General features: G+C 68.5%; 20 protein-coding genes. 4 read left to right on the plus strand and 16 right to left on the minus strand.

The features are described 5' to 3' along the window. Positions 1-2: 2 nt before the first annotated feature. Complete coding sequence (locus tag DSM104443_RS02375) at positions 3-971, minus strand: Bug family tripartite tricarboxylate transporter substrate binding protein (RefSeq protein ID WP_171089093.1); 969 nt, start codon at positions 969-971, stop codon at positions 3-5. A 66-nt stretch (positions 972-1,037) separates the two neighbouring features. Between DSM104443_RS02375 and DSM104443_RS02380 the strand changes: the two genes are divergently transcribed. After that, positions 1,038-2,036, plus strand: coding sequence for a D-2-hydroxyacid dehydrogenase (locus DSM104443_RS02380; protein ID WP_171089094.1), 999 nt, complete (start codon positions 1,038-1,040; stop codon positions 2,034-2,036). Here the strand turns inward: DSM104443_RS02380 and DSM104443_RS02385 are convergent. From DSM104443_RS02385 to DSM104443_RS02420, 8 genes are read right to left on the minus strand one after another with little or no spacing between them, the layout of a single operon-like run. Continuing rightward, the gene (locus tag DSM104443_RS02385) at positions 2,033-2,329 is read right to left on the minus strand and encodes a hypothetical protein (protein ID WP_171089095.1); all 297 of its coding nucleotides are present in this window, start codon (positions 2,327-2,329) and stop codon (positions 2,033-2,035) included. The genes DSM104443_RS02380 and DSM104443_RS02385 overlap by 4 nt on opposite strands. Positions 2,330-2,332: 3 nt before the next feature. Next, positions 2,333-2,554 carry a hypothetical protein gene (locus tag DSM104443_RS02390; RefSeq protein ID WP_171089096.1) on the minus strand — a complete coding sequence of 74 codons (222 nt, stop codon included), beginning with the start codon at positions 2,552-2,554 and terminating at the stop codon, positions 2,333-2,335. A gap of 18 nt (positions 2,555-2,572) precedes the next feature. Then, positions 2,573-3,187: a DJ-1/PfpI family protein gene (locus tag DSM104443_RS02395; protein WP_171089097.1), complete on the minus strand. Its 615-nt coding sequence runs from the start codon at positions 3,185-3,187 to the stop codon at positions 2,573-2,575. 12 nt (positions 3,188-3,199) lie between these two features. Beyond that, positions 3,200-3,718 carry a tetratricopeptide repeat protein gene (locus DSM104443_RS02400; RefSeq protein WP_171089098.1) on the minus strand — a complete coding sequence of 173 codons (519 nt, stop codon included), beginning with the start codon at positions 3,716-3,718 and terminating at the stop codon, positions 3,200-3,202. A 10-nt stretch (positions 3,719-3,728) separates the two neighbouring features. Further along, the gene (locus DSM104443_RS02405; RefSeq protein WP_171089099.1) at positions 3,729-4,181 is read right to left on the minus strand and encodes a nuclear transport factor 2 family protein; all 453 of its coding nucleotides are present in this window, start codon (positions 4,179-4,181) and stop codon (positions 3,729-3,731) included. Beyond that, positions 4,178-4,699 (minus strand): hypothetical protein, encoded by a 522-nt coding sequence (locus DSM104443_RS02410; protein ID WP_171089100.1) that lies wholly within the window; start codon positions 4,697-4,699, stop codon positions 4,178-4,180. Before DSM104443_RS02410 ends, DSM104443_RS02405 begins: the two co-directional genes overlap by 4 nt. 28 nt (positions 4,700-4,727) lie before the next feature. Next, on the minus strand, positions 4,728-5,108 hold the full coding sequence (locus DSM104443_RS02415) for a hypothetical protein (RefSeq protein WP_171089101.1): 381 nt from the start codon (positions 5,106-5,108) through the stop codon (positions 4,728-4,730). A 6-nt stretch (positions 5,109-5,114) separates the two neighbouring features. Beyond that, on the minus strand, positions 5,115-5,525 hold the full coding sequence (locus tag DSM104443_RS02420) for a hypothetical protein (RefSeq protein WP_171089102.1): 411 nt from the start codon (positions 5,523-5,525) through the stop codon (positions 5,115-5,117). Between the two features lie 43 nt (positions 5,526-5,568). Between DSM104443_RS02420 and DSM104443_RS02425 the strand changes: the two genes are divergently transcribed. Further along, positions 5,569-6,768 (plus strand): hypothetical protein, encoded by a 1,200-nt coding sequence (locus DSM104443_RS02425; RefSeq protein ID WP_171089103.1) that lies wholly within the window; start codon positions 5,569-5,571, stop codon positions 6,766-6,768. Between the two features lie 10 nt (positions 6,769-6,778). Here DSM104443_RS02425 and DSM104443_RS02430 read toward each other — a convergent pair whose 3' ends face one another. Further along, on the minus strand, positions 6,779-7,171 hold the full coding sequence (locus DSM104443_RS02430) for a GFA family protein (protein WP_171089104.1): 393 nt from the start codon (positions 7,169-7,171) through the stop codon (positions 6,779-6,781). Continuing rightward, the gene (gene uvrA / locus DSM104443_RS02435) at positions 7,155-12,863 is read right to left on the minus strand and encodes an excinuclease ABC subunit UvrA (protein WP_171089105.1); all 5,709 of its coding nucleotides are present in this window, start codon (positions 12,861-12,863) and stop codon (positions 7,155-7,157) included. Before uvrA ends, DSM104443_RS02430 begins: the two co-directional genes overlap by 17 nt. Positions 12,864-13,070: 207 nt before the next feature. On the opposite strand from uvrA, the gene DSM104443_RS02440 reads away from it, so the two are divergent. Next, complete coding sequence (locus DSM104443_RS02440) at positions 13,071-13,316, plus strand: hypothetical protein (RefSeq protein ID WP_171089106.1); 246 nt, start codon at positions 13,071-13,073, stop codon at positions 13,314-13,316. 23 nt (positions 13,317-13,339) lie between these two features. On the opposite strand, the gene mnmC is transcribed toward DSM104443_RS02440, so the two are convergent. Beyond that, on the minus strand, positions 13,340-15,157 hold the full coding sequence (gene mnmC, locus DSM104443_RS02445; RefSeq protein WP_171089109.1) for a bifunctional tRNA (5-methylaminomethyl-2-thiouridine)(34)-methyltransferase MnmC2/FAD-dependent 5-carboxymethylaminomethyl-2-thiouridine(34) oxidoreductase MnmC1: 1,818 nt from the start codon (positions 15,155-15,157) through the stop codon (positions 13,340-13,342). A gap of 29 nt (positions 15,158-15,186) precedes the next feature. On the opposite strand from mnmC, the gene DSM104443_RS02450 reads away from it, so the two are divergent. Continuing rightward, entirely contained in the window at positions 15,187-15,591 is a 405-nt protein-coding gene (locus DSM104443_RS02450) for a thioesterase family protein (RefSeq protein ID WP_171089110.1), read from the plus strand. Between the two features lie 61 nt (positions 15,592-15,652). Here DSM104443_RS02450 and DSM104443_RS02455 read toward each other — a convergent pair whose 3' ends face one another. The 4 genes from DSM104443_RS02455 to DSM104443_RS02470 all read right to left on the minus strand — a co-directional run bounded on the left by DSM104443_RS02455 (position 15,653) and on the right by DSM104443_RS02470 (position 19,757). Further along, on the minus strand, positions 15,653-16,765 hold the full coding sequence (locus DSM104443_RS02455; RefSeq protein ID WP_171089112.1) for a S41 family peptidase: 1,113 nt from the start codon (positions 16,763-16,765) through the stop codon (positions 15,653-15,655). A 101-nt stretch (positions 16,766-16,866) separates the two neighbouring features. Next, on the minus strand, positions 16,867-17,661 hold the full coding sequence (locus tag DSM104443_RS02460; protein ID WP_171089114.1) for a fumarylacetoacetate hydrolase family protein: 795 nt from the start codon (positions 17,659-17,661) through the stop codon (positions 16,867-16,869). 287 nt (positions 17,662-17,948) lie between these two features. Further along, a complete protein-coding gene (locus DSM104443_RS02465) occupies positions 17,949-18,587 on the minus strand; it encodes a DsbA family protein (protein WP_171089117.1) in 639 nt (212 codons plus the stop codon). A 9-nt stretch (positions 18,588-18,596) separates the two neighbouring features. Beyond that, on the minus strand, positions 18,597-19,757 hold the full coding sequence (locus DSM104443_RS02470) for a GGDEF domain-containing protein (RefSeq protein ID WP_171089119.1): 1,161 nt from the start codon (positions 19,755-19,757) through the stop codon (positions 18,597-18,599). Positions 19,758-19,811: the final 54 nt, after the last annotated feature.

The following is a 19,811-nucleotide window of genomic DNA, read 5'->3' on the forward strand; positions in this document are numbered from 1 at the left end:
GGTCACTCCACCTTCGCGCCGGATTCCTTCACGACCTTCGCCCACTTGTCGTGCTCGCTCTTCACGAAGGCGCCGAAGCGCTCCGGCGTGCGGTCCACCGGGTCGGCGCCCTGCTCGACCATGCGCGACTCGACGTCCTTCTCGACGATGATCTCGTTCACCGCCTTGTTGAGCGTGTCGACCACCTCGCGCGGCGTGCCCTTGGGGCCGAAGAAGCCGAACCAGGAGCCGGCCTCGAAGCCCGGGAAGCCCTTCTCCGCGACGGTGGGCACGTCCGGCATCGAGCGCGAACGCTTGGTGCTGGTGACCGCGATTGCGACCAGCGTTCCCGCCTTGATGTGCGCGATGACCGACGGGATCGTGGCGAACATGAACTGGATTCGGCCCGCGAGGAGATCCTTCAACGCCTCGGCACCCTTGTACGGCACGTGCGTGGCCTCGAAGCCCGCGCGCGACGCGAGCATGTAGCCGGAGAGGTGGGACGACGTGCCGATGCCGGTGGAGCCGTAGTTCAGCTGGCCGTTGTTCTTCTTCGCGTAGGCGAGGAAGGCCTCCATGTCCTTCACGCCGGCGCCCGGGGGCACGACGAGGACATTGGGCACGTCCGCGATCTGCACGATCGGCACGAGGTCGGTGAGCGGGTTGTACGGGAGGTTGCCATACAGCGTGGCGTTGACGGCCATCGGCCCCACGGAATTCACGATCAGCGTGTAGCCGTCGGCGGGAGCGCGCACCACGAGCTCGGTGCCGATGTTGCCGCCGGCGCCGGGCTTGTTCTCGATCACGAAGGATTGCTTCAGCTTGTCCGCGAGGCGAGCGCTCACCGTGCGCGCGAGGACATCCGTGGTGCCGCCCGCGGTGAAGGCGACGATGATCTTCACCGGCTTCTGGGGCCAGGCCTGCGCCGCGGCGTCGGAAAGCGTGAAGAGGCCGAGGAGGGCTGCGAGTGCTGCGGGGGCGATCTGCCTCATGGTCGTGTGTACTCCGGAGATGAACCGGGACTGTAGCCCGTTCGATGGGCCATGCGAAGATGGATCATGGTCACAATCCTTCTCTCGCCCGTCGTGCAGGAGCGCTTCGGGCCCCGCTTGCAGGCGGCATTCGGCGGCCACGCGCACCGCATCGTGCATCTCGATGCCCCGCCCGGCCCGGACGGCGATTTCGGCATCGACGCGGCCTTCCTCTCGCGCGACATCACCGGGCGTTCCACCAAATTCAAGATCTCCGAAACGATGGAGCGCTTCTTCCACATGCTCGAGCACTCGCGAAACCTGCGCTGGGTGCAAACGCATTCGGCGGGCGCGGATCGGCCGGTGTGGAAGCCCATCAAGGCGCGCGGCATCACGATGACCACGGGCGGTGGTGCGCTCGCGGGCACGGTCGCGGTGACGGCCGTGGGCGGCGTGATCGCACTGGCCCGGCGTTTTCCCGAGGCGATGGACGCGCAGCGCCGTCATGCGTGGGAGCCGTTGCTCGAGGACCGCTCGCCTCCGGATCTCGCAGGAACCTCGGCGCTCGTCGTCGGCCTCGGCCCCATCGGCGGCGAGATTGCGCGGCTGCTGCGCGCCATCGGCCTTCGCGTCACGGGTGCACGCCCCGAGGCGCGGCCGCACGAGCATTGCGACGAGGTGATTTCCTACGCCGAGGTGCGCTCGCGCTTGCCCGGGACCGACTGGCTCGTGCTCGCCTGCCCGCTCACCGACATGACGCGCGGGATCGTCGACGGCGCCGGCCTCGCGAGCCTGCCGAAAGGCGCGCACGTCGTGAACGTCGCGCGCGGCGAGGTGATCGTCGAGAAGGAATTCATCGAAGTCCTGCGCTCCGGCCATCTCGGAGGCGCGTGGCTGGATGTCTTCGAGGTCGAGCCGCTCGATCCCGCCTCGCCGCTGTGGGACCTGCCGCGCGTGATGGTCTCGCCGCATTCCTCGGGCCACGCGCAGGGCAACTACGACCGCGTGGCGGGGATCTTCCTCGACAACCTCGGGCGCTTCGTGGCGGGTGAGCCGCTGCGCAACGTCGTGCAGGCGGGCCGCTAGGGCTTGTCGCCGTCGCGCAGCCACGCGCCGCTGCCGTCGCGCGTGTCGGCGTGCAACGTGAATCCGTCGCCGCAGGTGGTGCAGCGGAAGCGGTAGTTGAGTGTGTCGGGCAGCGCGCCCGAAGAGAACATCGACTCCAGCGATTCCTGTGCGGCCGCGCCGCGCTGCGGCGGATCGTCCCGCGCCAGCACGCCCCGGTCCATCTCCTGGGCGGCTCCGCGCACGGCGTTGATCAGGTCATCGGCCGAGGCGAACTCGTGCGAGCGCAGGTACTGGCATTCCTCGCAGGCCATCGGTCAGCGCTGCTCGGGCGCCCTGGAGATCCACCACGTGGCCGCCGCGATCGCCACGGCGACGATGGCGAGGAAGAGCCAGAAGAAGGCATAGCCGCGCCCGTCGGAGACGAGCTGCGGATCGGTGAGCCCCTGCGTCTGGATGAAGCCATTGATCGATGCGCCCAGGCAGACGAGGGCGAAGGCGAGGGCGCCGAAGACGGCGATCTTGATGGTGATCTGCATGGTCGCGAAGTATACGGGCTAAGCCACGGCCTTCGCGGGAAGGTACGCCGCGATGTTGCCCATCGCGCGGTCCACGTATTCGTCCTTCTCGCCCACCGGCGCCACGTAGTGGATCGCCGAGCGCGCCGCTTCGAGGCCGGCCGTGCGCGCGATCACCCAAGACGCGAGGTATTGCGACGAGAGGCAGCCGCCCGCGGTCGCGACGTTGTCCTTCGCGAAGAACGGCTGGTTCAGCACCTCGACGCCCGCCTCCTGCACCCAGGGCTTGGTCGTGAGGTCGGTGCACGCGGGAACGCCGGCGAGGATACCCAGCTTCGCGAGGATCAGCGTGCCCGAGCACTGTGCGCCGATCAGTTGGCGCGAAGGGTCGAGCCGCAGCCGGCCCATGAGCGCCGCGTCCTTCACGATGTCGCGCGTGTGGATGCCGCTGCCGGCGATCACCACGTCGGCGCTGGAAGCCTCCTCGAGCGTGGACTGCGCATGGACCACGACGCCGTTCATCGACGTCACCGTCGGCGTGGGGCACGCGAGCGTGACGCGCCAGCGGCTGTCGCGCACGCGCTTGAGGATGGCGAGCGCGACGATCGAGTCGAGCTCGTTGAAGCCTTCGAAAGTGAGGATGGCAATGTGCATGAGATGTCTCCCTCAGGAGGACCAGGTCTTCGCAACCAGCTCCGCGGCGTTGCGCGCCATCGAGCGCTGGTAGCGGGAAAGGTGCGGCGCGAGCGTCACGATCGCCAGGCCCGCGGCTTCGGTGGCGCGGCCCTGCGCCACGTACGTGAGCGCGAGGATCGCGCGGGCCTCGTCGTGCAGGGCCCTCGCGTGTCCCGGCTGCATGTGGCGATCGAGCTCGGCCACGAGGAGCGCCTCGCTCTCGTCGAGGCGTCCCAGCAGGCGAAGCGTGCTGCCGAGCTGGATCGTGGCGCGCGTGCGGCGGTAGGCGTCCAGGTCCTCGCAGCCCAGCGCACGGCGATAGAGATGCTCGGCCTCCGCTTCGAAGCCCGCGGTGTCGCGCGCGGCGGCCCGCTCGAAGAGCGCGGCGGCATCGTCCGAGGCCCGCTCGGCCGCGAGGTGGTCGGCGCGTGCCACGAGCTCCTCGGGTGCAAGGTCCGGCGCCTGTCGCCACAGCTCGGCGACGCGGGCTTCCCAATCGTCTTGTGTCATGACAGCAATTCTACGGCGGCGGCGGGATCTTCGAGATCTGCACGCTCACGATCTGCCAGCGCCCGCCGCGCTTCACGTAGATGTCGATGTAGCGGTAGTGCGAGCTGAAGGGCTTGCCGTCGTAGCGGCCGGTCATCCGCGTGCGTCCGCTGAGGAGCGCCGTGTCGCCGTAGAGCCGCACGTCGAAATCCTCCACGACGTAGGGGTCGATCGCGAGCTGCGGCGAGACGAGATCGTCGACGAAGCTCCGCTTCGTCTCCACGTTGCCGGCGCTGTCGATCTGGCGGAAGTCCTCACCCATGTTGGCCTCGATCGCCGCGCGGTCCTTGCGGACGATGGCCTTGTCCCAGTCGTCGGCCTGCCGTGTGAGCAGCGTGATCGTTTGCGCGTCGGTGGCGGTGTCGTTCACGGGCGAGGTCGCGCAGGCGGCGAGGAGCAGGAGGGACGCGACCGCGAATCTCACTTCTGGCGGTCTTCGGCCTTGAAGGTGCCGTCGGTGATCGAAAGCTTCGCCTTCGTCTTCACCTCGACCAGCTCGAAGGCGAACTTGCCCTCGATCACCTTGCCCTTCACCGAAGTGATCTCGAGCACGTTGTTGCCGGGCGCGATGCGGTACTCGGCCTGCGGCTCGCCCATCGGCGTCTTGCTTACGCCCTGTACGAACTTCACTTCGCAGCCGTGGCCGCCGAAATCCTTCGCGGCGTACTTGACCGGCTTCGCGTCGAAGTTCTTGCACATGATCGCGAGGCGGTCGATGGGCGTCTTGGGCGGCGGGTAGGCCGAGGCGCCCTTGGTGGCCGCCATGAGATTCAGCGTGCTCTTCGTCGGCATGAGGTACAGGATGCCGTCGTCGTCGCTCTCGAACGGCTTGCCGCCGATCTTCGCGGAGAGGCTCTGCGGCGTGTCCGCGAGGACGGCGGTGGGCGCCGCCAGGATGGAAGCGATCATCAGGGTCGCGACGGCTGCTTTCGGTGCACGCAAGGACATTCTCCGGTGTTGTTGTTGTCGATCAGGATTTCTGGCTGCGCTCGAGCGCGGCCTGCACTTCGGGGCCCCACATCGCGACGAACGCCCGGCGGTGCTCGGCTAGCTCGGGGTCTTCCTGAGCCAGCGTGTCGATCTCGGGCTCGAGCATCTCGACGATCGTGAGGTAGTGGCTCCACGTCTCGAAGGTGGACTTCTTCAGGCGCGCCACGCGGTTCAGGAAGCGGCGTGCGTAGGCGAGGCGCACGTTGGCAATGAGCTCCTCCTGCTGGGGCGTCATGTCCTCGGCGGTCTCGAGGAGGATCAGCGCTTCCTCGATGTGCTCGCACTCCTGCTCGGGGTCGGACTCGTGCTCGGCGCGTTCGAGCAGCTCGCGGGCTTCGGCGATATCTTTGGTGGCGGACATGGGGGGCTAGCTCCTTGCGCGGTGTGCGATTCGCGTCACCGCGAGCCGCGTGGCCTCGAGGAAGACGAGGGCGGCGGCGGCCACCTCGAGCAGGATGGTGCCGTTCATCGCGACCGTGTGGTGGGACATCGGTGCCAGGACATAGTGCCCGAGGCTGTCGAGGCCGCAGGCCGCATAGACGGCGACGAGCGCCAGCCCCAAGGCGCGGTGGCCGCGCGAGGTGAACAGCCATCCCGCGATGCCGATGGCCGTCATCGCAAGCCATGCGCCGTACACGCCGGAACGAGTCCAGGTGGCCGGAAGGCCGGGATATTCCGGCAGGAACTCCGCGTTGTGGATGAAATGGGCGAGCGTGGCCGCGCCGTAGACGAGCAGCAGCGCGCGAAGGAGGTGCAGTCCGGAGGTTTCAGTCTTCATGGCCGAAGTCTACCGTGCCGAGCGGGTGTGCTAGCTTGGGTCGATGAACCTTCCCGTCGCCTTCCTGCTTTTCTTCGCCGCGTTGCTGGCGCCGCTCCCTGCGCGCGCCCAGGCCGACACCGCGTTCGCGCGCGAAGTGCAGGGCTCAGTGGAGAAGCAACTGGGCGACATGGCGAGCGTCACGTTCACCACGCGTCTTCCCAAGGTGGAATACCGCAGCGAAGTGCGCGCGTGGTCGGACGGGCAGGGCGTGCGCAAGATCGCCACCGTCGATCGCGACGATTCGGGCGACGTCGTCACGGAGTACTACTTCGCGAAGGGCGCGCTCGTCTTCGCGTACCAGGCGATCAAGGGTTTCAACGCGGCGGGCAAGTCCGTGACGCGGATCGAGCAGCGCCAGTACTTCCAGGGCGGCCGCATGGTGCGCTGGCTGGGCGGCCTCGAGAAGGCCGACCTCGCGAAGGACCCCGGCTTCGCCCGCGAGGGCAAGGCGCGGCTCGCAGCCGCGGCGTTCCTGCAGGACGGCGCGAAGCTCCTGGAGGGCAAGCGGGGGAGCGGAACGCTCCTGAAGACCGAGAACGGCGACGTCGCGTGCTACCTCCACCTTCGCGATGCGGGCGGCACGGAATTCATGGAGCTGGGCGACTTCGACCTCTGCTTCCAGAAGCCCTCGCCGATCGGCCGGCTCGTGCGGCTGGAGTACGGCGTCGACAACGTGCTGGCCGACGAATGCCAGGGCAATCCCGACTGCGGGAAGTCCGAGCGCGTGGCGCTCGTCACTCGCGTGCAGCCTGCAGCGCTCTGCACGTCAGCAGAGGCGGTCGTGTTCGCATGCCGTGCGGGCGCCAAGCTGGTTTCGGTGTGCGCTTCGAAGAATGCCTCGGCGACGAGCGGTTACCTCGAGTACCGCTTCGGCAAGGCCGAGGTTCCGCCGGAGCTTGTGCTGCCGAGCGTCCGCACGGTGCCGTCCCGCGCCGCGACAGGTGAGAGCGTGGCGTTCTCCGGGGGCGGCGGCAGCTGGCTTCGCTTCCGGAAAGGCGAGCACGCGTACGTTGCGTACGGCGGAATCGGCAAGTGGGGCCCCCAGGGCGAGACGCGCGAGAAGCAGGGCGTGGTGGTCGAACGCGGCGGGAAAGCGATCTCGCACGTGAAGTGCGGCGAGCTCATCCAGACCCTCGGCCCCGATGACTACGCGCGCCTCGGGATCACCGCGAAGGGAGAGGACTTCCACTTCCCGGACTAGCGGCGCGTCCTCAGGCCAGCCGTTCGGCGCCGGGCGGAATTTCCACCCAGGCGTGCTTGCGCTCCTCGTACACCGAGAAGGCGGGCCGGGGGAAATCCTTGTCCGCGAGCACGCCCACGGGAATCGCGATCACATCGTCGGCACCGTCGATCGTGTAGTAGACCGTGGCGCCGCACGCCGGGCAGAAATGAAAGCGGGCCACGCCGCCGGAATCGCCGACGCGAACGAACTCCGTGGACTTTCCCGCGACGGACACCGTCTCGCGAGGGAATCGCGCCTGCGCTCCGAACACGCTGCCCGTGCGGCGCTGGCACGCATAGCAATGGCAAATGGAAATGCGTCCGGGCTCGCCGGTGAGGGTGGCCGTGAGCTGCCCGCAGCTGCAGCTAGCGACGCGACGCATGTCCGTCCATGAACTCGCGCAACGCGGTGGCCGTGTGCGTCTTCGTTCCCTTCTCGAGGAACGTCTCCGGCGGTGCGGCCAGGACCACGCGCCCGCCGCCGCCTCCGCCTTCCGGTCCCATGTCGATGATCCAGTCGGCCTCGGCGATGACGTCGAGGTTGTGCTCGATCAGCACGACGGTATTGCCGGCATCCACGAGGCGATGCAGCACGCGGATCAACTTCTCCACGTCGGCCATGTGCAGGCCGACGGTGGGCTCGTCCAGCACGTAGAGCGTCTGCGCGAGCGGTGCGCGGCGGCGCGGATCGGGCACGTCGATGCGCCGCACCTTCGAGAGCTCCGTCACCAGCTTGATGCGTTGCGCCTCGCCGCCCGAGAGCGTCGGACTCTGCTGGCCGAGCGTGAGGTAGCCGAGGCCGACGTCTTGCAGAAGGCGCAGCGCGTGGTGGATCGACGGATGATTCACGAAGAACTCCACCGCCTCGTCCACGGAAAGCGCCAGCACCTCGCCGATCGACTTGCCGCGCATCTTCACGGCGAGCGTCTCGGGGTTGAAGCGCGAGCCGCGGCATTCCTCGCACAGGACCTTCACGTCCGGAAGAAAGCTCATCTCGACCTTCTTCACGCCCTGGCCCTCGCACGCGTCGCAGCGCCCGCCCGACGTATTGAACGAGAAGCGGCTCGCGGTGTAGCCGCGGATCTTCGATTCCTGCGTGTCGGCGAAGAGCTTGCGGATCGTGTCGAAGAAGCCGACGTACGTGGCCGGGCACGAGCGCGGCGTCTTGCCGATCGGCGTCTGGTCCACCTCGAGCACGCGCGAGATCGACTCCCAGCCGGCGATCGACTTCATGCCCGCGATCGGCGGTTCCTTCTTGCGGTCCCGCGCGGCACCGACGAGGCGCTCCAGGTTCTCGCGCAGCACGTCGCGCGCCAGCGTGGACTTGCCGGAGCCCGACACGCCGGTCACCACCGTAAGGCGGCCGAGCGGGAACTTCACGTCCACGTTCGCGAGGTTGTGCATCGCCGCGCCCTTGATCTCGATCGAGGGCGTACCGCGCGGCACGGGCCGGCGCGGCTGCACCGGATGCTTCAGGGGATTCGCGAGGAAGCGGCCGGTGATCGAGTTCGGATTCCTCTCGAGCTCGGCCGCGGTGCCCTGCGCCACGATTTCGCCCCCCACGCGTCCCGCACCGGGACCGAGGTCGATCACGTGCTGCGCATGGCGGATCGTGTCTTCGTCGTGCTCGACCACGATCAACGTGTTGCCGTTCTGGTTCAGCTTGTGCAGGACCTCCAGCAGGATCTTGTTGTCGCGCGGATGCAGGCCGATCGTCGGCTCGTCGAGGATGTAGCAGACGCCGCGCAGGTTCGAGCCGAGCTGTGCGGCGAGACGGATGCGCTGCGCCTCGCCGCCGGAGAGCGTGGGCGCTCCGCGGTCGAGCGAGAGGTAGCCCAGCCCCACCTGCTCGAGGAAGCCCAGCCGCGAATCGAGCTCGGCCAGGATGTCGCGCGCGATCTCGCCCTCGCGGCCCGCGACCTGCAGCTTCTTGAAGAAGGCATGGGCGGTGGAGATGGGCTGCGCGCTCATGTCGGCGATCGACTGCTCGCGGAACCGGACCGCCAGCGCCTCGCGGTTGAGCCGCTTGCCGTCGCACGACGTGCACGCCTCGTCGATCTCCAGCCACTCGACCCACGAGTCCATCACGTGGTCCTCGGTGCCGGTCTTGGCGCGCTCGTCGTCCAGCTCCGCCTGCGTGCCCGCGATCTTGAGGCCCGTGCCGTAGCAGTCCGCGCACCAGCCGTGCTTGGAGTTGTACGAGAAGAGCCGCGGGTCCAGCTCGGGGAAGCTGCGGCCGCACGAGCCGCAGGCTCTCTTGGTGGAGTAGACCTGCACGTCGCGCCCGCCCCAGCCGCCGCAGCACACGTGCACGACGCCCTTGCCGGCCTCGATGGCGGCGGCGAGCGCGGCACGCAATTCCTTCTCGTTGGCGGGCGTGACGACGACCTGGGCGATCGGCAGCTCCAGCGTGTGCTCCTTGAACCGGTCGATGCGCGGCCATTTCTGCGTCGGCAGGTATTCGCCGTCGACGCGCAGGTGCGAGACGCCCTTGGCCAGCGCCCACTTCGCGAGGTCGGTGTAGACGCCCTTGCGGTTCACGACCAGCGGGGCCAGCACGGCGATCGTCTCGTTCCTGCGCTCCTTGAGGATCCGCGCGGCGATCGCATCGATGCTCTGCGGCTCGATCGGCACGTCGCAATCCGGGCAATGCTGCGTGCCCAGCTTCACGAACAGCAGGCGGAGGAAATGGTGGATCTCGGTCTGCGTCGCCACCGTGCTCTTCGATCCGCCGCGCGAGGTGCGCTGCTCGATCGCCACCGTGGGCGGGATGCCGAAGATCGCGTCCACGTCGGGCTTCGACGCGGGCTGCACGAACTGGCGCGCGTAGGCGTTCAGCGACTCGAGGTACCGGCGCTGGCCCTCGGCGAAGATGATGTCGAACGCGAGCGTGCTCTTGCCCGAGCCCGAGACGCCGGTCACCACGGTGAACTTCTCGCGCGGGATGCAGACGTCGATGCCCTTCAAGTTGTGTTCGCGCGCCTGCCTCACGAAGATGTTCTTGCCGGCGGCCGCGGGCGCGAGCGTCTTGTACTCGCCGCGCGACTCGCGCACGGCCGGCAGCGCTCCGCTGGACATGGAGACTTCGTAGTCCTTGAGCGCCTTGCCCGTGTGCGACGTGGGATGCGTCATCAACTGCGACGGCGTTCCCTCGGCGACGACGAGTCCGCCCGTGTCACCGCCCTCGGGCCCGAGGTCGAGGATCCAGTCGGCGGCGCGGATCACGTCGAGGTTGTGCTCGATCACGATCAGCGAATGGCCCGCGGCGATGAGGCGGCGGAATGCGCCCAGGAGCTTGCGGATGTCCTCGAAGTGCAGGCCCGTCGTCGGCTCGTCGAAGAGGAACACGCGCGTCTGCTTCTCCACCGCCGGGTGCAACGGGGCCAGCACCTTGCCCGTGCGCTTGGCGCGGACTTCCGGGCGCATCGGCAGCGCGGAGATCGAGCGGCCGGAAGCCTCGGCCAGGTGTCCCGCGAGCTTCAGGCGTTGCGCTTCGCCGCCGGAAAGCGTGGGAACCGGTTGCCCGAGGCGCAGGTAGTCGAGGCCCACGTCGGCGAGCGGCTCGAGGCGCGTGAGCACGTCGGGCTGTCCCGCGAAGAACGCGAGCGACTCGTGGATCGTGAGCTCGAGCACGTCGGCGATGTTGCGGCCGTTCCACGTGACCTCGAGGATCTCGTCGCGGTAGCGCTTGCCGTTGCAGTCCGGGCAGCGCAGGTACACATCCGAGAGGAACTGCATCTCGACGTGCTCGAAGCCGTTGCCGCTGCAAGTGGGGCAGCGGCCGTTGCCGGAGTTGAACGAGAACGTGCCGGCCGTGTAGCCGCGCGTCTTCGATTCCGGCGCCTTGGCGAAGAGGTCGCGGATCGCGTCGAAGGCGCCCACGTAACTCGCCGGGTTGGAGCGCGTGGTGCGGCCGATCGGCGTCTGGTCGACGAACACGACGTCGTTCACGTGCTCGAGGCCTTCGAGGCGGTCGAAGGCGCCCGGCGTTTCCGTGGGACGGCCGAGGTGCTTCAGCAGTGCGGGGTGCAGGACGTCTTGAACGAGCGTCGACTTGCCCGAGCCCGAGACGCCCGTGACGCACACGAGGCGGTGCAGCGGGAAGGCCGCGTCGATCTTGCGCAGGTTGTGCTCGGTGGCGCCCTTCACCGTGAGGCGCGGTGTCTTCGCATCGGGCGGCACGGGAACGACGCCCGCATCCGCGCGCCGGCGGCCCGAGAGGTATTCGGCGGTGACGGTACCCGCGCGCTTCAACGCCTCGGGCGGGCCGAAGAACACGATCTCGCCGCCGCGCTCGCCGGGGCCGGGGCCCATGTCGAGGAGCTTGTCGGCTTCCAGCATGATCTGCGGGTCGTGCTCGACGACGACGAGCGAATTGCCCGCGTTGCGAAGGCGCTTCATCACGTCGATCACGCGGCCCATGTCGCGCGGGTGGAGGCCGATCGACGGCTCGTCCAGCACGAAGAGCGTGTTCACGAGCGAGGTGCCGAGCGCGGTGGTGAGGTTGATGCGCTGCACCTCGCCGCCGGAGAGCGTGCGCGACTGCCGGTCGAGCGTGAGGTAGCCGAGTCCAACCTCGCAGAGATAGCCCAGGCGTGCGCGGACTTCGTCGAGCAATTGCTCCGTCGCCTCGTCCATCGGCGCGGGCAGGGCGAGCGTTCCGAAGAGCTCCTTCGCGCGGTCGGCGGGAAGCATCATCGTGTCGTGAAGCGAGAGGCCGGGGAGCGCCTCGAGCTGCTCCCGCGTCCACTTCACGCCCTTCGGCAGGTAACGCAGGGCCGGGACGAGCGCGCGGTCCGCCTCTTCCTTCGTGCCCACGCGCCACAGCAGCGAGTCGGGCTTCAGGCGCGCCCCGCCGCACGCGGTGCACGGCGTGTAGGCGCGGTAGCGCGAGAGCAGGACGCGGATGTGCATCTTGTAGGCCTTGGTCTCCAGCCAGTCGAAGAAGACCTTCACGCCGTACCAGTGCGTCTTCCCGGTCTTGCGCCAGCTCACCCAACCCGGGTCGCCCTGCAGGACCCACTTGCGTTCCGCGTCCGTGAGATCCCGGAACGGGACATCGAGGCGAATTCCGGATTTCTTCGCGTATTTCACGAGCTCGGCCTGGCACTCGTCGAAGCTCTTCGTCTGGAAGGGCTTCACCGCGCCGCCGCCGAGCGTCCTCGTCTCGTCGGGGATCACGAGGCCGAAGTCCACGCCGATCACGCGGCCGAAGCCGCGGCAGGTGTCGCAGGCGCCGATGGGCGAGTTGAACGAGAAGCGCGACGGCGTGGGATCGGAGTAGGCGATGTCGCAGTCGGGGCAATGCAGGCCGGTGGAGAAGCGCCAGGCTTCGGCCGGCTCCTCGACGAAGACGTTGACCTTGCCGGCCCCGACGCGCAGTGCCGCCTCGATCGCCTCGACGACGCGAGCCTTCTCGGCCGAGGACATCTTCACGCGATCCTGCACGACGTCGAGCCGCGTGCCGTGGCGGGCGTGGATGCGCGCATAGCCCTGGGCCTCGAGGAACTTCGTGACCTCGGCCTCGCTGAAGTTCTTCGGCACTTCCACCGGGAAGGTGATGATGAGGCGCGGGTCGCCGAGGGCGGCGGCGCGCTCCGTCATCTCGCGGAAGATGGATTCCGAGGTGTCGCGCCGTACGGGCCTGGAGCAGCCGCGGCAGTAGAGGTTCGCCGCGCGTGCGAAGAGGAGCTTCAGGTGATCGTTGATCTCCGTCATCGTGCCCACGGTGGAGCGCGAGGTGCGGACGGGATTGGTCTGGTCGATCGCGATGGCGGGCGGGATGCCTTCGACGGCATCGACCAGCGGCTTGTCCATGCGGTCGAGGAACTGGCGCGCGTACGGGGAGAAGGTCTCGACGTAGCGGCGCTGGCCCTCGGCATACAGCGTGTCGAACACCAGCGAGCTCTTGCCGGAGCCCGAGGGGCCGGTCACGACCACCAGCTCTCCCGTGGGAACATCCACGTCGAGGTTCTTGAGGTTGTTCTGGCGTGCCCCGCGGATCCGGATGAATTCGGTGGAGGACTGCTCATCGGCGGCCGCGCCGGCGGCCGCTTCGTGGGAGAGGTCGTTCATGGGACTTTCGGGAGAAACCGCGGGCAGGCGACTATTCTAGGCAATCCGTTCGGCCGTGCGAGGTCGGATGCGTTCCATGAACAACCTGTGGACAAACCCGGCCGGCTTCAAGAGCGGATACCGTACCGTAGAGCAAAAATAGGACAGATCGTGACCTCGTTGAATTCCTCCGAACCCCCGCTGAAATGCCCCCATTGCGGCGGCGCCGTGATCGCCAATCCGGTGGCGCACTGGTTTTCGAAGTTCCAATGCCCGCACTGCGCGAAGGCGCTGCGGTTCGACGCCAGGACGAATGGGCTCGGCGTCGCGGGCTCCGCCTGTTTCGTCGGCGCGGGCGTCACCTACATGCTGGTGGCCGGGCCGACGGCACCCACGATCATCGCCGCCCTGCTTGCGGCGTGGATTGTCCTCAGTGGACTGTCCTACGCGCTGCGGGGGATCGAGAAGGCCTAGACGAACCAGGATCAGACCCCGATTCAGGACAGGAAGCGCTTCGGCGAGAGCGCGCCACGCAAGTCGCGGGGCAGGGGCGAAGGCTCGCCTTCGAGATCCGAGGCAATGATCTCGGCGCCGAGCGGTGACCACAGGAGGCCGCGAGAGCCCAGGCCGGTGGCCAGGTGCAGGGCCGGAGTCTCCGTCGCTCCGAAGATGGGCAGTCGATCGGGCACTGTGGCGCGGAAGCCCGTCCAGCCCTCGAGGCCCATCGGATGAACGCCCGCCGTGAATCCGGGCAGCATCGATTCGGCGCGCTCGAGGTTCTCGCGATGGTCGGCCGCTCGAACGTCGATATCGTTGTCGTCGTGCTGGTACGTCGCACCGAGGGCGTGGCCTCCGTCGGGCAGCGGCGCGATGTAGCCGTTGCCCGAGACGATCACGCCCAGGTCTCTCGACGGGCTGGGCGGCAGGTAGGTGAGCTGTCCCCGCACGCGATTCAGGACGACGCGCGATTCGGGCGCGAGGCGTTTCGCATCGACGGCGTTCGCGAGGATCATGACGGGCGCTTCCGCGATCACGCGGCCTTCCGCATCCAACGCTCTCCAGTCCGTGCCTTCTCGTTCGATGCGCGACACGCCGCGGCCGCGCATTGCCGTGACCCGCTCGCCCACGCGCGCGAGGCTCGCGATCGCAAGGCTCTGCAGCGACACCCACGAACCGGACGGGAACCACCAGCCCGCGCGCGGTACGTCGCGGCCGGCGATGCGGCTCGCGGCTTCGCGATCGACGAAGGCGAGGAAGTCCGGCGGATAGCCGTGCGACTCGGCGATGGCCTTCAGCCTCGCGGCCTCGTCGTCGTCCACGGCGAGCTGCAGCGTGCCGCAGCGGTCCCATTGCAGGTGATAGCCATCGTGCTGCAGCGTGCCGTAGTGCTGCAATGCGTAGAGGAAGGCGCTGCGCGAGATACGGGCGTTGGTCGCGTCCCGGAGATTCGCGATGGGACGCACGAGGCCCACGGCGCCGGCATCGCGCTCGGAGCGGGCGTCGATGAGTGTCACGTTCCAGCCGCGGCCGCCGAGGCGTTCGGCGCACGCGGTGCCCGCGATGCCCGCACCGATGACGATGGCACGGCGGTCGGGCGTGCTCTCCGCCTTCGCGGGTTCCTTCCACGTGCCCGCGAGCATCTCGCGCTTGAAGCCGAAGCCGTCGCGCTTCTCGACGGCGAAGCCCGCGTCGGAGAGCGCGCTTCGTACGCCGCCCGCCACCGTCCATGTGGCGAACGTGGCACCCGGTGCGGCGAGACGAGCCAGCTCGCGCACCATCTCCGGCGACCAGATCTCCGGGTTCTTCGCGGGTGCGAAGCCATCGAGGAAGAAGGCATCGACGCGCGCCACCAGTTGCGGAAGGAGATCGCGCGCTTCGCCAAGGAGCAGCGTGAGGATCACCTGCCCGCCGTCGAAGTGCATGCGGTGGAAGCCCGCGATGGGCGGAGGCCACGCGCGGCCCAGGCCCTGCACCAGGGGTGCCAGCTCGGTCCACGGCGCGTGCACCTTCAGCAGATCGTCGTGCAGGAGCGGATTGCGCTCGACCGAGATGAAATGCAGGCGCTTCGGGCGGTTCGGATCGGCGCGCATCGCATGCCACGCGGCGAGGAAGTTGAGCCCGGCGCCGAAGCCGGTCTCGAGGATCGTGAATTGCTCGCGTCCGCTCCAGCGTTCGGGCAATCCGTTGCCGCCGAGGAAGACGTGGCGGGCCTGCGCGAGGCCGCCGGCTTCCGAGAAGTAGACGTCGCTGAACGTCTCGGAGTACGGCGTGCCCTGGGCCGTGAAGGAGATTTGTGCGGGGACGATGGAGACCATGGGCGAATCGTAACCGCTATGATGCGGGCATGGCCCTCGTCCTCGACCTTCCCGCCGGGCTCACCGGCACCGCCGAGCTCATTGTCGGCGAGCAGCACACCGCCCCGCGCATCGGCAGCGGGCGCATCCACGTCCTCGCCACGCCCGTGATGATCAACCTCATCGAGGCGGCCGCGCTCGCCGCCGTGGAGCAGTCGCTTCCGGAGCACCACCAGAGCCTCGGCACGCACCTCGACGTGACGCACGTCGCGGCCACGCCCGTCGGCATGAAGGTGCGCGCCACCGCCGAGGTGCTCAAGGTCGAAGGCCGCACCATCTTCTTCCGCGTGCGCTGCGACGACGAGCGCGAGCTGATCGGCGAAGGCACCCACGAGCGCGTGGTCGTCAACGTCGAGCGCTTCGACGCCCGCGTCCAGGCCAAAATCAAGAAGTGAATAAAGGGGTCAGACCACTTCATTGCTTGTCGTTCGCAATGAAGTGGTCTGACCCCTTTATTCATTTCTTTTCCAGGAGCTTGAGGGCCTGGTAGAGGATGGGATCGCCCGGGCCGCCGCTCGGGTGGACGAGATCCACCTCGATGTCGGGCCGCAGCGATTCGCGCGGCGTGCCGTTCACGTGGCGGACGCGCTCCGCCGGAAAGCGCAGGCGCCAGCCGGAGTTCGGCAGCATCACCTCGCGCGCGCGTCCACGAAGGCCGGCCATCGAGGTTCCGATGAGCGTCGCGTTGGCCACGGCGTCGAGCCCGGCGGCAAGTGCCTCGCCTTCGCCCGCGGTCCAGCGGTCCACGAGCACCACGAGGGGACCGGTGAAGGGTGTGCCGCGTGGCGTGACGCGATCGGGCTCGGAGCGCTTGCCGCGCGACTCGCGAACCTGCCACGGCGATTCCGCCGCGACGAAGCGCCCGAGGATCGAACGCACCACGTCCTCCGATCCACCGCCTTCGGTGCTGCGCAGGTCGAGGATCACCGCGCGCGCGTCCTTCATCTGCGCCAGCGCGGCGTCGAAGTGCATCACGAGGCCCTCGTCGGCGAGCGTGTTCTTCAAGCGCAGGTAGGCGATGTCGCGGCCCTCCCCGACCTTCCGCGCGAGGATCGGCGCGCCGTTGTTCGACTCCGGCGCGCGCGTCACCTCCAGCACCTTGAGCGGCCCGCCCTCGTCGCGCACGCCGAGGACGTAGGATCCGGCCCGCGGCCCGGCCAGCGCGTGGCGCAGTGCCCAGTCGCGCGCCCCATCGCCACCGCGCCCGGCCACCTTCTCGCGCACGACGCGATCCACCGCCACCCCTTGCACGCTCACGACCTGCTGCCCGGGATGGAGGCCCGCGACATCCGCGACGCTCGAGGCGCGCACGGCGGTGATCATGGCCCGCTCGCCCGACCACGCGGCCCAGACGTCCGTCTCGGAGGGAACGCGCCGCGCCACGGGAAGCCCGTCGCCCGAGAGGAAGACGTTGTCGTCGTGCAGCTCGGAGAGCGCGCCTTCGAAGGCGGCCGCGAGCTGCGCAGGCGTCTTGGCCGCGAGCGCCTTCTTCCGCCACGGAGCGCGAAGCGAGCGCCACCGGTCGCTCGACTCGAGGTACGCGTAGTCCTTCTCGATCGCGAGGGCCATCGCGTCGAAGTCCTGCGCGCGCTGCGCCTGTGAAAGCGCTGCGGGCCCGCCAGAGGCGAGCCCGCAGAAAATCAACAGCGAAGCGGCAACGAGCCGGATGGTCAGACCACCTTCGCGCTCAGGTCGTAGATGCCGTCCACGTGGCCGGTCATCAGGTCGCCCTTCACGACGGGGCCCACGTTCTCGGGCGTGCCGGTGTAGATGATGTCGCCGGGGAAGAGCTCGTAGAACGTCGAGAGGTTGGCGATCTGCTCGGCCACGTTCCACGTCATCTGGTTCAGGTTCGCGTTCTGCTTCACCGCGCCGTTCACCTTGAGCCAGATCGCGCCCTTGTCGAGGTGCCCCGTCATCGCGACCGGGTGGATGTGCGTGATGACGGCCGACTTGTCGAAGCTCTTGCCCACTTCCCACGGCTTCTTCTGGTCGCCCATCGCGCGCTGCAGGTCGCGCCGGGTCATGTCGAGGCCGGTCGCATAGCCGTAGACGATGTCGAGCGCCTTCGCCGTGGGGATGTCCTTGCCGCCGCCCTTGAGGCAGGCGACCAGCTCGATCTCGTAGTGGTAGTTCTTCGTGATCGGCGGATACGGGTGGTCGACGGTCTGCCCCGGCGCGACCACTTGAATGGCATCCGTGGGCTTCTGGAAGAAGAACGGCGGCTCGCGCGTGGGATCGGACCCCATCTCGCGGGCATGGGCGGCGTAGTTGCGGCCGACGCAATAGATGCGGCGCACCTGGAACTGCTGGTCGCTGCCCATCACCGGGATCAGCGCGGGCTTGGGCGCGAACAGGATCTTGTCGGACTGGGCGGTGCTGGTGCCGGGCGCGGCGCAGGCGGCGACCGTGGCGGCGCCGAGGGCGGCGCCGGCGTTCAGGAAATCGCGGCGATTGTTGCTCATGGTGGACTCCTCCGGAGCCGGCTCGAAGGGCCAGCGAACGACAATCCTAGTCCGGATTGGGCCTGGGAGGACACTGGCAAGTTACGGGAAGGCTTTTACTGGGGAGGCTTGGACCCCACCCGGTAACCCTTGAACCACGGAGGCACGGAGACACGGAGGGCCACGGAGGAAATCTTGAACGTGTAGTGGGGGCCATCGTGCATCACACCGATCGCGCATTTCCCGTCCATTCAAGAATTCCTCCGTGGCCCTCCGTGTCTCCGTGCCTCCGTGGTTCAAGGTTTTCTTTAGGCTTTTTCCACGGCGCGCTCGCGCGCCAGCCTAGCGATCTCCACGAGCCGCTCCTCCAGCACATCCACGGTGACGAATCCCGACGTCACGAGATAGAGCTGCTTGTCGTACGCGACGCCCACCGTGGGAAATCCGGTGACGCCCAGCGACTGCGCCGTCGTGAAGTCCAGCCGCGTCTCGTTCCTCATGTCGTCGCTTTCCAGGGCGGCGAGGAATTCGGCGCGGTCATAGCCCACGCCCGCCGCGAGGTCCGCCAGGACCTCCGGCTTCGTAACGTCCTGGCCCTCGCGATAGAACGCGCCCTGGATCGCCTTCATCAGCGCGAGCGAGCGCGAGGCGTCGATCGTGCGGCCGGTGACCACCGCGCGGCAGGGCGGCTCGGTGTCGTAGATGAAGCCGGGCGTATCGAAGACGGCCTCGGAGAAGGCGAGCCCGCTCGCCTCGGCCACGTGCTTCCAGTGCTCGCGCAGCATGTCGCGGAAGGCGTCGCTCATCGGGTCGGTGTTGAAGGGGCGCAGGCCCCCCATCACGAGCTCGAGCTTCGCTTCCGGATGGGCCACGAGGAGTTTTTCCAGCTCCGGGCCGAAGCCATAGCACCAGGAGCACAGCGGATCGGCGATGTAGAGAAGTTGCATGCCGCGATTTTACGCGGCTACGGACCGCCCGAGCGAGAGGGCCACGACGCGGTTGCGGCCGCGGTTCTTCGCGAGTTCCAGGGCCTGCTCGGCGCGGCCCAGCAGGCCGTCGATGCTCTCGGGGCCTTCGTCCAGGCGCGCGGCCACGCCGGCGCTCACGGTAACCGGGATCTCGCGGCCGTCGACGCGGAGCGGATCGGCGCACACCGCCTTGCGGATGCGGCCGGCCACGACGACGGCGCCCGGCCCCGGAACCTGCGGCAGCATCACGCAGAACTCGTCGGCGCCGAAGCGCACGAGGAGGTCTTCCTGGCGAAGCTGGTCGCGCACCACGTCCGCGAGGATGCGCAGCACCTCGTCGCCGATGCGGTTGCCGTGGCGCTCGTTGATGCGCTTGAAGTGGTCGATGTCGACCAGGATGATCGACAACGGCTGGTTCGCGCGGCGTGCGAGGGCGAGCGTGCGCTCGGCCGTCTCGTGGAACGTGCGGCGGTTGTAGGCGCCGGTCAGCGGGTCCATCGAGGCCAGGCGCTCGGCTGCGGCATCGGCGCGCTCCTTCTGCATCAACAGGAAGCCGCACGAGGTCGCCAGCGCCACGACGTAGGCCAGCATCAGCGTGAGCGACTGGAAGGCGGTCGGGTCGACGAAGCCCTTGAGCGGATCGGTGGCGAGAGCGGAAGCCACCGCGCGCAGGTAGAAAATCGCCGCGCCCAGCACGAAGGCGCCGATCATCAGGAAGCGAGTGGGACGCGAGACGGGCGCGCGAAGCTGGAGCGTGATGCCGGCCACGACGAGCATCACGGTGCCGAGCACGACGCCCGAGAACAGGACGCGCGCCGCCGGGTCACCCGCGAGCAGCGCGAAGGGCACGCCAATCCCGGCCAGGACCGCACTATGGACCCAGGCCGGAAGGCTCCGGGCTCCGAAAGCGAGGAGGGCGGCGGCCTGCAGCGTCATCGAAAGCGCGAGGAGGGCGACCGCGACGATCGCGGTGGCCGGATCGGTTCCGCCGCCGGCAAAGAGGCCGACCGCGACGATCCGCACGCCCAGGGCGCCGAACCACTGCGCCATTCCGTCCCGTACCCCGCGCCGGGCGCCGATCCAGAGCGTTGCGCCCAGGACCATGTCCGTGGCCGCGAGGGCGACCAGCAGGGTAGGAAGGTCGATCATCGACCGACCCTACACCGCGGCGCGGGGGTCGCGCCGTGGCGTAGTTCACATTTT

Source organism: Usitatibacter rugosus, from assembly GCF_013003965.1.
Lineage (GTDB): Bacteria > Pseudomonadota > Gammaproteobacteria > Burkholderiales > Usitatibacteraceae > Usitatibacter > Usitatibacter rugosus.